Genomic DNA, 12514 nt, shown 5'->3' with positions numbered 1-12514 from the left:
GTTTCCAACCCCATAGACCGGATCCCGGCGAATCCCCCAGTCAGGATCCGAAGGAAGGGCATGTCGCACTACAGGGAGTGTGGCATGCCCTTTGGTGTGCCCGGAACTACCCATCATCGCAACAGCACTGCCCATCCCCCCAACAGCAATCTTTGTTTGTGTTGGTTTCTATTGACTTACCAACATAAACAAAGATAGAGTCAAGCAATTCCACATCGTTGTGACAGCAGTCACCTGATGCGGCTGCACTGACAAATGGCTTTACCGCAATGGAGGGTAAGTGTTCGCTGAAGAGCGCCAACAACTGATCTCCGCACTCGTCGCCGAGCGCGGACGGGTGAGCGTCACTGACCTCGCCGACCGTTTCAGCATCACCACGGAGACCATCCGCCGGGATCTGGCAGCCCTTGAAGTTTCAGGGAGCCTGCGCCGCGTTCATGGCGGGGCCGTCCCTTCGGACCGCTTGAGCACCCGTGAGGAGAGCATCCTGGAACGCGCAATCCAGCGCCAGTCCGAGAAACACCGCATCGCTGCGGCCGCACTTGCCCTGATACCCGAGCTCACCACCGGCAGCATCCTGCTGGACGCAGGCTCCACAACCGAGACCCTGGCAGACCTGCTCGCCCAGCGGACACCCGCAGCCAACGGCAACGAGGAACTCGTGGTCATCACCCACGCCATTCCCATTGCCGGCAAGCTGTCCTCCACAGCCGGCATCGCCCTCCAGATCCTGGGTGGCCGCGTGCGCGGGCTGACCCAGGCCGCCGTCGGACAGTCCACGGTGGAGGCCGCCTACAAGCTTCGTCCGGACATCGCGTTCGTCGGTGCCAACGGCATCCACTCCACCTTCGGGCTGAGCACGCCAGATCCTGAAGAAGCCGCGGTAAAAGCCGCCTTCGTCAAGTCAGCCCGCCGCGTCGTGGCATTGGCCGATTCTTCCAAACTGGACGCCGAGACGTTGGTCCAGTTCGCCACCCTGAAGGATGTTGACACTTTGATCACAGATAGTGAGCCCTCCGCGGAACTCGCCGCAGCCCTGGCCGAGGCCGGCGTAGACGTGGTGATCGCATGATCGTCACCTTGACCGCCAATCCAAGCTTGGACCGCACAGTGGAGCTTCCGGCGCCACTGGCCCGCGGCGAAGTACAGCGGGCTGTCGCCGTCCACCAGGAGTCCGGCGGAAAGGGCGTTAACGTTTCCCGCGCCCTCGTGGCCTCCGGCCTCGAAACATTGGCCGTCCTGCCGGGCGCCGACTCGGACCCGGTCCTTTCAGGGCTGCACGACGGCGGCGTGCCGTTCGCCGCGCTGCCTATCGGTGAGGCGCTTCGCAGCAACGTCACCCTCACCGAACCGGACGGCGTCACCACCAAGATCAACGAACCCGGCCCGGAGCTGAGCCCCGAACAGCAGGAAGCCCTGATCGGGCTGCTGCTGGAGCGCTCCCGTGGCGCCAGCTGGGTGGTTCTCGCAGGCTCGCTCCCACCAGGAGTGCCCGCGGATTTCTACGCCACAATCACACGTCGCCTTCGGTCGACCGCTGATGGAACGGCCGCCCCCGGCATCGCCATCGACTCCTCCGGGGCTCCGCTTGCGGCAGCTTTGACAGGCGATGCCGCAGGAAAACCCGATCTCCTCAAGCCCAACGCGGAAGAGCTCGCAGAGCTCGCGGCCGCTGCCGGCTTCACCAATGTCTCCACCGCTGACGAACTGGAAGCAGACCCGGCCAAAGCCGCCCAAGCTGCTGCCGCCGTCGTCGAAAGCGGTGTGGGCGCCGTTCTGGCAACACTCGGATCCAAGGGCGCAATCCTGGTGACGGCTGATGGGGCGTGGCTTGCTACGCATCCGCCCATCCAGGCCGTCAGCACGGTGGGCGCCGGGGATTCTGCACTGGCCGGCTACTTGCTGGCTGCTACCCAAGGCGGTTCCGCCCAGGACTGCCTTCGTCAGGCCGTGGCACATGGTGCCGCTGCTGCTTCGCTGCCGGGCTCCACTGTCCCTGCAGTCCACCAGACAACCCCCAACGCCGTAACCATCACGGCCCTCCAGAAGGACTAACAGTGACCCAGCTGATCACACCCCAATTGGTCATCCTCGACCAGAACCTGGGCGGCTCCCCCGCCGACGTCATTCGCGTCCTGGCCGGCAAGGTCGCCGCCGCTGGCCGTGCTTCCGAGGTTGAAGGGCTCTTCACCGATGCCTTCGCCCGTGAGCAGAAGACCGCAACCGGCGTCCCCGGCGGCATCGCCATCCCGCACTGCCGCTCCAATGCAGTCACGGAACCTGCCCTCGCCATGGCCCGCCTGTCCCACAAGGTGGACTTCGGCGCCAAGGACGGCCCCGCGGACCTCATCTTCTTCATCGCGGCACCGGAAGGCGCTGACCAGGAGCACCTGAAGCTCCTCTCCAAGCTGGCCCGCTCGCTCATCAAGAAGGACTTCACGGCAGCACTGCGCGCCGCATCCACGGAACAGGACATCGTGGACCTGGTGGATGGGGCCTTGGCGGACAAACCGGCTGCAGCTGCATCCGAACCTGCCCCGGCTGAAGCTACTGCCGCATCAACCACGACGGCGCCTGCCGGACCCAAGCGCATCGTCGCCGTGACCGCGTGCCCAACTGGCATCGCCCACACCTATATGGCGGCTGACTCGCTCGTTGCCGCAGCCCAGGAAATGGGTATCGACCTCCAGGTTGAGACGCAGGGATCCTCCGGCGCAAAGCCGTTGGATCCGGCCATCATCGCTGCTGCTGACGCAGTGATCTTCGCGGTGGACGTCGATGTCCGTGGCAAGGAGCGCTTCGCCGGGAAGCCGGTCATCAACGCGCCCGTCAAGCGCGGCATCGATGAACCCACCAAGATGGTGCAGGAGGCATTGGCCGCTGCGGATGACCCGCACGCCCGCCGCGTCCCGCACTTTGGCGCTGAGGAACAGGCCGAGCGTGCTGCTGAGGAAAAGGGCGAGCACATCGGCCAGAAGCTGAAGCGCGCACTCCTCACGGGTGTTTCGTACATGATCCCGTTCGTTGCCGGTGGCGGCCTGCTGATCGCCTTGGGCTTCCTGTTGGGTGGATACGACATCACCGGCTTCGCGGATAAGATGCTCGCCAACAACAGCATCTTCAACCTGCCTACCGAGTACCCGGCACTCGCTTGGGGACCGCTGGGAGCCTATATCGGTGCTGTGCTGTTCAAGATCGGCGCGCTGTCCCTCGGATTCCTGGTTCCCGCGCTGGCTGGCTACATCGCCTACGCCATCGCTGACCGTCCCGGCATTGCCCCCGGTTTTGTTGCCGGTGCTGTGTCCGGGTTCATGGGCGCAGGCTTCCTGGGGGCAATTGTTGGTGGTTTGCTGGCCGGCTACATCGCCTTCCAGATCGGCAAGCTCGATGTTCCCCGCTGGCTGCGTGGCCTGATGCCGGTGGTCATCATCCCGCTGCTCGCCTCCCTCGTGGCCTCCGGCCTCATGTTCCTGATTCTCGGCGCTCCGATCGTGGCCCTGACCAAGGCACTCAACGCTGGCCTCTCGGGCCTGACCGGCGCTGGCGCCATCCTCCTCGGCGTCATCCTCGGCCTCATGATGTGCTTCGACCTCGGTGGCCCTGTCAACAAGGTTGCCTACTCCTTCGCTGTTGCGGGCCTCGGCACGGCAACTGTGGCAAACCAGGCACCGTGGCAGATCATGGCCGCCGTTATGGCTGCGGGCATGGTTCCGCCGCTCGCCATGGCCCTGGCTACCGTGCTGGACAAGAAGCTGTTCTCCTTGGCCGAACGTGAAAACGGAAAGGCCGCCTGGCTTTTGGGTGCATCCTTCATCTCCGAAGGTGCCATCCCCTTCGCAGCCGCAGACCCGCTCCGCGTCATCCCTGCCAGCATGGTGGGTGGCGCAGTAACCGGCGCACTGTCCATGGCATTTGCGGTCACGTCCAAGGCACCGCACGGTGGCATCTTCGTGTTCTTCGCAATCGACAATTTCCTGTTGTTCTTCCTGTCCATCGCTGTGGGTGTAGTCATCACCGCGCTCCTGGTAATTGCCCTCAAGCGCTGGGCTGTCCGCAAGCCGGTTGAGGCCGAGGCAGTTCCCGTCGCGGCGGGCGTGTAAACGCCAGCACGCAAAAACCCCGTCAGCCCAACAGCACCTAAGCAATCAGAGGACCAGATACATGCAGACCTTCTCAGGCGTAGGCGTTGCCCCCGGGCGCGTCCTGGCACCGGTAAAGCAGATGCCGAAACCGGTCCAGGAACCCGCATCGCAGATGCACGGGACAGTCACCATTCCTGCCGACGTAACCGTTGAATCGCAAGGGCAGCGCATCAAGGACGCTGCCAAGGCGGTCCAGGCGGAACTGAGGGCCCGCGCGGCTACGGCCAGCGGGGAAGGCAAAGAAGTACTGGAAGCAACGGCTTTGATGGCCGCCGACCCCATGCTGGTGAAATCGGCCATCAAGCTGTTGTCCCCTGATGCGCCAGGCGGTGCACGGACTGCGGAACGTGCCATCTGGGAGGCCGGCGGCACGGTTGCCGAGACCCTTAAGAACCTGGGCGGCTACATGGCAGAGCGTGTGGCGGACGTCCTGGATGTCCGGGCTCGCATCGTCTCGGAACTGCGCGGCCTGCCTGCCCCCGGCATCCCGGCCTCCGACGTTCCGTTCATCCTGGCCGCGGAGGACCTGGCTCCCGCGGACACGGCCACCTTGGACCCATCCAAGGTAGTCGCGCTGATTACCTCCAGCGGTGGCCCACAGTCCCACACGGCCATCCTGGCCCGCGCGCTGGGCCTGCCCGCCGTGGTCGCCGCCCTGGGCGTGGACGAGATCGCCGACGGTACCGAGGTCTATGTGGATGGCGCTGCCGGCTCCATCACCGCTGAGCCCGGTGAGGACCTGCGCCTGGCCGCCAAAGCCTGGGCCACCCAGGCCTCCACGCTTGCGGCGTTCAGCGGCACCAACACCATGGCCGACGGTTTCCGTGTGCCGCTGCTCGCCAACGTCGGAACGGGCGCGGACGCGGTCAAGGCCGCCGACGCAGGGGCCGAGGGCGTGGGCCTGCTGCGCACTGAATTCTGCTTCCTGGACCGGGACGACGAACCCACTGTGGAGGAACAGATTGCCGCCTACAGCGCAGTCTTCGCCGCTTTCCCTGGAAAGAAGGTGGTTGTCCGCACGCTCGACGCCGGCGCAGACAAGCCGCTGCCCTTCCTGACAAACGCTGACGAGCCCAACCCCGCGCTCGGTGTCCGCGGGTACCGGACGGACCTCACCTCCCCCGGGGTCCTCGAGCGGCAACTGGAAGCCATTGCCGCAGCCGAGGCGGCCAACAGCGCCGAGGTCTGGGTCATGGCCCCCATGATTTCGACGGCGGACGAGGCCGCGCGGTTCGCCACGCTTTGTGCGGCTGCAGGCCTCAAGACACCGGGCGTCATGGTCGAGGTGCCGTCGGCGGCCCTCACTGCCGCCACAGTCCTGCGCGAAGTCAGCTTCGCGTCGCTGGGTACCAACGATCTCACCCAGTACGCCATGGCAGCGGACCGCCAGCTTGGGCCGCTCGCCACCCTGAACGATCCGTGGCAGCCTGCAGTATTGCAGCTGGTCAAGCTAACGGCCGACGGCGCCGCGCAGGTCAGCGGCGAATGCGGCACGGCTAAGCCGGTTGGCGTCTGCGGTGAGGCAGCAGCGGACCCAGCCCTCGCCGTCGTACTCGTTGGACTCGGCGTAGCGACGCTGTCCATGAGCGCGCGGGCGCTGGCCGCCGTCGCAGCCGTGCTTGCCACGGTGACCGTTGCCCAGGCGCGGCAGCTCGCGGCAACCGCTCTGGCCGCACCCAGCGCAGCCGCGGCGCGCAGCACAGTCCGGGCCCAGCTTCCCATCCTGGACGAGCTCGGCCTCTAGAATTCCCCCAACCACCCACATCAAAGGAGCACCAATGCCTGAACGTACCGCCACCATCGCAAGCCGCGTCGGCCTCCACGCACGCCCGGCAGCCATCTTCGCTGAAGCCGCCGGCGACCTTGACCTCGAGGTCACGATTGCCCGTGAAGGCGAGCCGGCCGATGACGCCATGGATGCAGCAAGCATCCTGTCCCTCATGAGCCTGGGTGCCTCCCACGGTGACGTCGTAGTGCTGCGCGCCGAAGGCGAGGGCGCAGAAGCGGCCCTGGACAGCCTGGTAAAGATCCTCGAAACAGACCACGACGCCGAGTAGGGCGCGAAGCCCAGCTAGCTCTGCTTCCCGATCAGGAACGCAGCGACCGAGCCCTCGGTCGGATTTACCTGCTGCAACTCTCCCGACAGAAATGCCTCCACGATCCTGGGGTCGACATACGAGGTACGCGCCACTGTGGGAGTGTTGCCCAGCAGGTGGGCTGCGTCCTTCATGGCCTTCACCAAAGCCTGGGGGCGTGTCATTGTGCCTTCGGATTTCAAGAGGGATAAGGCTGCGGCCGCGGTCCCCTTCCAGGTCCGGAAGTCCTTGGACGTGTACGCTGCTCCGGCGATGCTCCGCAGATACTCGTTGATCATGGAAGCATCCACGGAAACCCAGGAACCTTCGGATTTGTAGGCCAGCAAGCGGTCCTTGCCTGGTCGCCTTGCCAGCGGTTCAAGGAAGGCCGCCAGCGCGGGATCCTGAATGGACATGTCCCACCACTGCCCGCTCTTGCCAGGGAACTTCAGGGCAACCGCGTTCTCCTTGACGCGGGCATGCCTGCACCTGAGCGTGGTGAGTCCGTAGGAGCCGTTCTGACGCATGTAGCTTTCAGAACCCACGCGGAGAGCGCCGAGGTCCATAAGCCTGACGGCCGCAGCCAGCGTTTGCTGCTTAGGCGAAGACGCGTCCTTCAAGTGCACCGTGACGGCACGCCTGACCGAGGGAAAAGCCGAGCCCAGCTCTGCCGCCCGCTGGAACTTCTCGGTGTCTTTGCGTTCCCGCCACCGGGGGTGGTAGATGTACTGGCTCCGACCTGCCGCGTCCACCCCCGTGGCCTGGATGTGCCCATTGCCATCCGGACAAATCCACACCTCGGTCCACGCAGGCGGGATCGCCAGCGCATTAATGCGCTGGCGATCCTCTTGGTTTACCAGACTTCCATCGGGATACCTGTAACTGAATCCTTTGCCGGCCCGACGGCGTTCGATACCGGGCCTGGAAAGATCACTTCGCCGCAGCCTTGGCACGTTCGCCTGCCTAACCGGTATAGGGTCCGGACCCGGCCTGCACTAGGCTTCGTCGGGATCCGTGACGGCGGCTCCGGCACTCATGATCTCGGCGTTGATCATCCAGACGAGCTGCTCCAGCCGGGCGATGAACTCGTGAAGGAGGTCCGCCGTGGTGGGGTCTTCTTCGTCCACCTCGTCATGGACGTCCCGCATGGTCTGGACGGTGCGCTCCACACGGTCCGTGACCAGCTTGACGGCATTCTTGGTGTTGACCAGCCCGCCGGGGAATTCTTCAAGGCGTGTTCCGGCCGAGATTGTCCCGCTGCGGCCGTCCGGCAGGGCGTGAAGTGCCCTCATCCGCTCGGCTGTGTCATCCGCGAATTTCCGGGTGGCGGCCACGAGTTCGTCCAGCTGGAGGTGGAGGTCCCGGAAGTTCGGACCAACAATGTTCCAGTGCGCCTGCTTTCCCTGGAGTTGTAGCTCAATCAGGTCTGTCAGGACGATTTGAAGGTTGTCTGCAAGCTGCTGTGACGCTTTCATGTGTTCCTCTCCTTGGACGGCGTGCAAGTTGGACGGTCGTGCAAGCGAAAAACCCTGGTGTCGAATTCCTTCGACGTAGGTTAATCATCAAGTGGCGACTTCAATAACTCTTTCATAAGGTTGCTTAGTAGTACAATGAAGAGTGTTGCTGTTCACATCGGGCGAACTTCACCCCACGGTGAGGGCCGGAAGTGGTAGCGATACAAGGCACTTGGAGGCGGTGGAACGCTCCCAAGTACCCGTACAAATAAATCGAAGTAAATAGGAATGCATAGTCAGGAATCCAAGAGATTCTTTGCGGATTCCCCCAGAAAGGAATGTGCTGACCATGAACACGCTTCTGATCATTGCTGGTGTAGTTGCAATTGTCCTTCTCTTGGTGGGCGGCTTCTCGTCGGCCCTGAACTGGCTGCTGTGGGTAGGCGTCGTCCTCCTCGTCATCGCAGCTATCGGCTGGCTGCTCAGCTTCATGTCGGGCCGCAGGGGACATACGGTATAGGGCACGCACCGCGACAATGACCCGCACCGGCCAAGTACTATGGTCGGCCTGCCGATGAATACCGCGGAACGTGAGGACTGCCCCACTGCAGTGGAACTGCAGGCAGGGGCAGTCCTCCGGCGCATCCGGCACCCGATACCTGCTCCTGAAAGGGTGCTTCAGCCGCCCGTGCTGGTTCTTTAACCGCCCGTGCTGGGAGGTGGCGCAGCGTCAGGATCCCGCGGTGTGGGGAATTCGTCCGGTGATTCGGGAACGGGAGAGGTATCCGGGTCTTCCGGAGTGGGGCTGCCCTCAGGAGGCTCCCCCGGCCCGGGAGGCGTTCCCGGTGAGGGCCGTTCCGGCGTTTCGCGCTCCGACCCCTGTCCTGGCAATTCCTGCTCGGGTGTTGGCGTGCCGTAACCACCGGCAGCGTCTTCCGGGTTAACCCGGTGTTCGTCCTGACTCATTGCTTCCTCCTTGGAAATGCTCTGAGGCCCCGAAAAATGTTCGAGGAATGCTGACAGTTCGACCGTAGCCCGGTGTACTGTCGTCGTCCACCAATAGCTATCTGGAGGTGTACGAATGGTAGAGCCGGAACAGGTTCCCAGGACCGGCAGGAACGAATCCGTTGAAGAACGGATGGACCGCAACTGGATGGAGTTGATCCAGGAACTGCGGGTGCTCCAGACCGGTGTACAGATCCTGGGCGGATTCCTGCTGACGCTGCCTTTCCAAGCGCGCTTTGCGCACCTGGACGACTGGCAACGCGGCCTCTACCTCTTCAACGTCATGGCAGCAGCCCTCACCACCGCCTTGATCCTGCTTCCGGTCAGCGTGCACCGGAGACTGTTCCGCAGGGGGCTCAAGGCGACACTCGTCTCCAGCGCCGATGCCATTGCCAAATGGGCATTGGCCGGTGTAGCCATCTTGATCGTGGGCTCAGCCACCTTGGTCTTCGATGTCACAGCTGGCCGGATTGCTGCGGTGATTGCAGGCAGCCTCATCATCCTCGTCCTGCTGGTGCTGGTTGTGGCAATGCCTCTGTGGCTGCAACGGCGCGCGCTGCAAAACGGCAACGGCAACAGGGAAACGGGCACTGAGCAAAATGCTGCGAGCAACTAAACACCAGGATGTTTCAACAAAGGGAGAACCGGTGCGTCAATGGATCAAGGACCATGGCTTGCTGCTCGCGAACGTCGGCTTGTTCGTTGCATTCCTGGCCGGGATGATGATTTCCGGGGCAGCCACCTACAGCGAAGAGCAGCAGACCCACGGCGGCCAGCCCGTGGGCATTTTGGGGTATCTGGGCACTGGAAACTTCGTGGAAGCCGTCTTTGAAAACTGGGAGTCGGAATTCCTTCAAATGGCCATGTACGTGGTGCTGACGGTGTTCCTGTTCCAGAAGGGCTCCTCCGAATCCAAGCCTGTGGGGAAGCCTGCTCCGCAGGACGAAGATCCACGGGAAGCCAGGAAGTCCGTCAAGACTCCTTGGCCTGTGCGGCGCGGAGGCTGGGTGCTGAAAGTCTACGAGCACTCACTTTCGGGCCTGTTGGGCCTGCTTTTCCTGGCCTCGTTCACTATGCACGCGGTGGGCGGAACGGCCGCCTATAACGAAGAGCAACTCAGCCATGGCCTGCCCGAAGTATCCACGTGGGAGTACATCGGATCCAGCCAGTTCTGGTTCGAATCCTTCCAGAATTGGCAGAGCGAATTTCTTGCCGTGGCTGTGCTGGTAGGCGCATCCGTGTACCTCCGGGAACGTGGCTCGCCGGAGTCCAAACCCGTAGCCGAGCCACATTATGAGACAGGCGCATAATCAATACGCAAAAGGAAAACACGCCATGCCTGGAAAGAAGAATTCAAGTTTGAAGGACCCGAAGCTTTATGAAGAGCTCCGGGATGATGGCGCCTCCAAGGAAAAAGCGGCCCGCATTTCAAATGCTGCTGCCAAGCAGGGGCGCAAGGAAGTAGGGCGCAAGGGGGGCAAGTCCGGCGACTACGACGATTGGACAGTGGACAAACTGAAGTCCCGCGCCAAGGAACTCGGAATCAAGGGCTACTCCGGCAAGAAGAAGTCCGAGATCATTTCAATGCTGCGGAACCACTAGGCACGCGGGTCTAATCCTGCAACCTCGGGGCAGGCCGCAACTTCTTGAGCCAGGACTCAGTCTGGGCAATATGCGCGGCCGTCGCGGTGGCTGCCAACGTAGGGTCCCTACGGGCTATCGCGTCCACGATTGCGCTGTGCCCGGCCGTGCTGCCTTCCCGGACTTGGGCTCCCACCTTGCCGTCGAAGATATGGAAGTGTCCACCGCGGGAACGGAACAGGCGGACAAGTGCCGCGAGAGTCGAATTGCCGCTCGCGCGGCAGATTTCTTCATGAAAGCGTGAATCAAGTTCGGAATATTCGGCAGGGCTATCCGTAGCCTCCATGGTTTCAACGAGCGCCTTCAGCTTGGCCAGGACCTCCGGCGTGGCATTCGCCGCGGCGGTAGCTGCAGCGTGTGATTCCATCAACCTTCGGATCTCGAAGAGTTCCAGCAGGCCGTCCAGCGGAAGCAGGTCCACCAAGAGGGCAAAATTCTGGAGAATAACCGTCGGCTCCAGGGAAGACACATAAGTTCCCGAGCCATGCCGTGACTCCATTACGCCCAAGGCAGACATCGCCCGCACAGCCTCCCGAAGGGAGCTCCGCGATACACCAAGCTGGGCGGCCAACTCGGCTTCCGGCGGGCATTTCTGCCCAGCCGCGAGTTCGCCAGAGGCAATCTTGTTTCTTAGGCCCTGCATGGCCGTTTCGACAGCACCCAATACGTCGCCTCCTTCAGATACTCGTAACACGCTACCGCACGCTCGCGGCGCCTGAGTCGATGAGCCTCATTGTCATACCTCAAACGACAAGACATCGTACCTATACTCCGAGAATCCCGTAAAATTGGCAGCTATTCCGGCATAATCCACAAAGTCATCTTATGACTATTTGTGATTGTCCGTTGTCTTGGGGCCGGCTGTGATGTAACTTACAGAGCGTTCCCCCTTCCCCGACCCCGACCCCGACCCCGACCCCGAAGGACATCGTGCTCCCAGCGCCGCTCACGGCCCCGCATCCCATGTTGACCCCCGAGGGCGAACCCTCCATGGCCGACTGGAGCCTCACGCCGTCCAAGGTCCACCTCAACCACGGGTCCTACGGCTCCGTCCCCCGCGCAGCCCAGGCCAAGCAGCTCAGCCTCAAGGCACACATGGACCAGAATCCGTGCCCGTGGTTTATGAGTCAGTTCGAACTGGTGGCCACGGCGAGGACAGAGATCGCAGAGTTCCTCAACGTCACGGCTCAGGACACCGCCCTCGTGCACAATGCCAGCGCTGGCGTCAGCACCGTATACAACTCGCTGAGCTTCGAGCCCGGCGCCGAAATTGTGACCACAAACCACGCTTATGGTGCGGTGTTGCAGGGCGCAGAGCGCGTTGCCCGCAGGAACGGTGGCCGGGTGAGGATCGCCGATATACCTCTCGACGCGGACGCCGGGACCGCCTGTTCCCTTGTCATGGGCGAGGTCACCAGCAATACAGCCCTCATCGTGGTCGACCAGATCACGTCCGCCACGGCCCGGGCCTTCCCCGTCGAGGCGATCGCCCAAGCAGCTTCCCGCCTTGGGGTGCCGGTCCTGGTGGACGCAGCCCACGCACCGGGCGTGATGAAGTTCCCCGTACCGGACTTCGAGGGGTTCTGGGTAGGAAATCTCCACAAGTTCGCCTGCGCGCCGCGGGGAACAGCGGCGCTCGTAGCACGCGGCCCAGCGGCGAAGATGCTGGAACCCCTGATCGATTCGTGGGGCTTCCCCTACGACTTCCCGGAGAATTTCGACCATGTCGGAACGCAGGACGTGACCGCGTGGATGGCCGCCCGCACCGCGTTCGACACCATCGAGGAGCGTTACGGCTGGGCAACCTTCCGCAGCTACGCCCGTGAACTGTGCGACTACGGACAGACCCTGATTGCCGGCGCCTTTGCCGACGTCACCGGCGAGGATCCTACGGTCAAGGTCGGCATGCCGGTGGGTCCCTTGCGCCTGGTCCGGCTGCCGAAAGGCCTCGCCACCACACACGAGGATTCGCATGCCGTCCGTGCCCACATTTCCGATCGGCTGGATATCGAAACGGCCGTCACCACCTTCAACGGCGAGGGCTTCCTGCGGCTCTCGGCACACCTGTACAACTCGCCCAAGGACTACGAAACCTTTGCGGAAAGGGCGGTCCCGGAGCTCGTCCGGCTCGCCCGCTCCCGCTAACCACGACCTTGCCAGCAATCTAGTCACCAACTTAGCCACCACCGACCATGCC

At 63.2% G+C, this 12514-nt stretch carries 14 protein-coding genes and 1 pseudogene; 10 read left to right on the top strand and 5 right to left on the bottom strand.

Going from position 1 to position 12514, the window contains the following annotated elements; genetic code table 11:
* Positions 1–280 precede the first annotated feature (280 nt).
* From LDN75_RS01445 to LDN75_RS01425, 5 genes are all read left to right on the top strand, one after another.
* Positions 281–1072 carry a DeoR/GlpR family DNA-binding transcription regulator gene (locus LDN75_RS01445; RefSeq protein ID WP_223935427.1) on the top strand — a complete coding sequence of 264 codons (792 nt, stop codon included), beginning with the start codon at positions 281–283 and terminating at the stop codon, positions 1070–1072.
* Entirely contained in the window at positions 1069–2055 is a 987-nt protein-coding gene (locus tag LDN75_RS01440) for a hexose kinase (RefSeq protein ID WP_223935426.1), read from the top strand. Before LDN75_RS01445 ends, LDN75_RS01440 begins: the two co-directional genes overlap by 4 nt.
* A 2-nt stretch (positions 2056–2057) precedes the next feature.
* On the top strand, positions 2058–4100 hold the full coding sequence (locus LDN75_RS01435; protein WP_223935425.1) for a fructose-specific PTS transporter subunit EIIC: 2043 nt from the start codon (positions 2058–2060) through the stop codon (positions 4098–4100).
* 61 nt (positions 4101–4161) lie between these two features.
* Positions 4162–5886, top strand: a complete 1725-nt coding sequence (gene ptsP / locus LDN75_RS01430; RefSeq protein ID WP_223935424.1) for a phosphoenolpyruvate--protein phosphotransferase — start codon at positions 4162–4164, stop codon at positions 5884–5886.
* A 34-nt stretch (positions 5887–5920) separates the two neighbouring features.
* A complete protein-coding gene (locus tag LDN75_RS01425) occupies positions 5921–6199 on the top strand; it encodes an HPr family phosphocarrier protein (RefSeq protein WP_223935423.1) in 279 nt (92 codons plus the stop codon).
* 14 nt (positions 6200–6213) lie between these two features.
* On the opposite strand, the gene LDN75_RS01420 is transcribed toward LDN75_RS01425, so the two are convergent.
* The 3 genes and pseudogenes from LDN75_RS01420 to LDN75_RS01415 form a co-directional block, all read right to left on the bottom strand.
* The gene (locus LDN75_RS01420; protein WP_223935422.1) at positions 6214–6969 is read right to left on the bottom strand and encodes a DNA topoisomerase IB; all 756 of its coding nucleotides are present in this window, start codon (positions 6967–6969) and stop codon (positions 6214–6216) included.
* 54 nt (positions 6970–7023) lie between these two features.
* Positions 7024–7170 (bottom strand): annotated as a pseudogene (locus LDN75_RS24245) (DNA topoisomerase IB); the annotation flags it as partial.
* 42 nt (positions 7171–7212) lie between these two features.
* Entirely contained in the window at positions 7213–7692 is a 480-nt protein-coding gene (locus tag LDN75_RS01415) for a DNA starvation/stationary phase protection protein (protein ID WP_223935421.1), read from the bottom strand.
* A 328-nt stretch (positions 7693–8020) separates the two neighbouring features.
* On the opposite strand from LDN75_RS01415, the gene LDN75_RS01410 reads away from it, so the two are divergent.
* Positions 8021–8191 carry a hypothetical protein gene (locus LDN75_RS01410; RefSeq protein WP_223935420.1) on the top strand — a complete coding sequence of 57 codons (171 nt, stop codon included), beginning with the start codon at positions 8021–8023 and terminating at the stop codon, positions 8189–8191.
* 179 nt (positions 8192–8370) lie between these two features.
* On the opposite strand, the gene LDN75_RS01405 is transcribed toward LDN75_RS01410, so the two are convergent.
* On the bottom strand, positions 8371–8637 hold the full coding sequence (locus LDN75_RS01405) for a hypothetical protein (RefSeq protein WP_223935419.1): 267 nt from the start codon (positions 8635–8637) through the stop codon (positions 8371–8373).
* Between the two features lie 115 nt (positions 8638–8752).
* Here LDN75_RS01405 and LDN75_RS01400 point away from each other — a divergent pair, with 115 nt between their 5' ends.
* From LDN75_RS01400 to LDN75_RS01390, 3 genes are read left to right on the top strand one after another with little or no spacing between them, the layout of a single operon-like run.
* Positions 8753–9292 (top strand): DUF6328 family protein, encoded by a 540-nt coding sequence (locus LDN75_RS01400; RefSeq protein WP_223935418.1) that lies wholly within the window; start codon positions 8753–8755, stop codon positions 9290–9292.
* Positions 9293–9323: 31 nt separating this feature from the next.
* Entirely contained in the window at positions 9324–9986 is a 663-nt protein-coding gene (locus tag LDN75_RS01395; protein WP_223935417.1) for a DUF6766 family protein, read from the top strand.
* Positions 9987–10011: 25 nt separating this feature from the next.
* Positions 10012–10278 carry a Rho termination factor N-terminal domain-containing protein gene (locus LDN75_RS01390; protein WP_223935416.1) on the top strand — a complete coding sequence of 89 codons (267 nt, stop codon included), beginning with the start codon at positions 10012–10014 and terminating at the stop codon, positions 10276–10278.
* A gap of 10 nt (positions 10279–10288) precedes the next feature.
* Here the strand turns inward: LDN75_RS01390 and LDN75_RS01385 are convergent, their stop codons facing one another.
* Complete coding sequence (locus tag LDN75_RS01385) at positions 10289–10981, bottom strand: FCD domain-containing protein (protein ID WP_223935415.1); 693 nt, start codon at positions 10979–10981, stop codon at positions 10289–10291.
* A 326-nt stretch (positions 10982–11307) separates the two neighbouring features.
* Here LDN75_RS01385 and LDN75_RS01380 point away from each other — a divergent pair, with 326 nt between their 5' ends.
* A complete protein-coding gene (locus tag LDN75_RS01380) occupies positions 11308–12462 on the top strand; it encodes an aminotransferase class V-fold PLP-dependent enzyme (RefSeq protein WP_223935414.1) in 1155 nt (384 codons plus the stop codon).
* The last annotated feature ends 52 nt before the right edge of the window (positions 12463–12514 follow it).

It is taken from the genome of Arthrobacter sp. StoSoilB5, assembly GCF_019977235.1.
Classification (GTDB): Bacteria; Actinomycetota; Actinomycetes; order Actinomycetales; family Micrococcaceae; genus Arthrobacter.
The sequence above is the reverse complement of the archived record's forward strand: the minus strand, read 5'-3'. Positions and strand labels throughout refer to the sequence as shown.

Bases quoted from the DNA above. Each gene is read 5' to 3' on its own strand.
- LDN75_RS01440 (WP_223935426.1), top strand. From the start codon at position 1,069: ATGATCGTCACCTTGACCGCCAATCCAAGCTTGGACCGCACAGTGGAG.
- ptsP (WP_223935424.1), top strand. From the start codon at position 4,162: ATGCAGACCTTCTCAGGCGTAGGCGTTGCCCCCGGGCGCGTCCTGGCA.
- LDN75_RS01425 (WP_223935423.1), top strand. From the start codon at position 5,921: ATGCCTGAACGTACCGCCACCATCGCAAGCCGCGTCGGCCTCCACGCA.
- LDN75_RS01415 (WP_223935421.1), bottom strand. From the start codon at position 7,692: ATGAAAGCGTCACAGCAGCTTGCAGACAACCTTCAAATCGTCCTGACA.
- LDN75_RS01410 (WP_223935420.1), top strand. From the start codon at position 8,021: ATGAACACGCTTCTGATCATTGCTGGTGTAGTTGCAATTGTCCTTCTC.
- LDN75_RS01405 (WP_223935419.1), bottom strand. From the start codon at position 8,637: ATGAGTCAGGACGAACACCGGGTTAACCCGGAAGACGCTGCCGGTGGT.
- LDN75_RS01400 (WP_223935418.1), top strand. From the start codon at position 8,753: ATGGTAGAGCCGGAACAGGTTCCCAGGACCGGCAGGAACGAATCCGTT.
- LDN75_RS01390 (WP_223935416.1), top strand. From the start codon at position 10,012: ATGCCTGGAAAGAAGAATTCAAGTTTGAAGGACCCGAAGCTTTATGAA.
- LDN75_RS01380 (WP_223935414.1), top strand. From the start codon at position 11,308: ATGGCCGACTGGAGCCTCACGCCGTCCAAGGTCCACCTCAACCACGGG.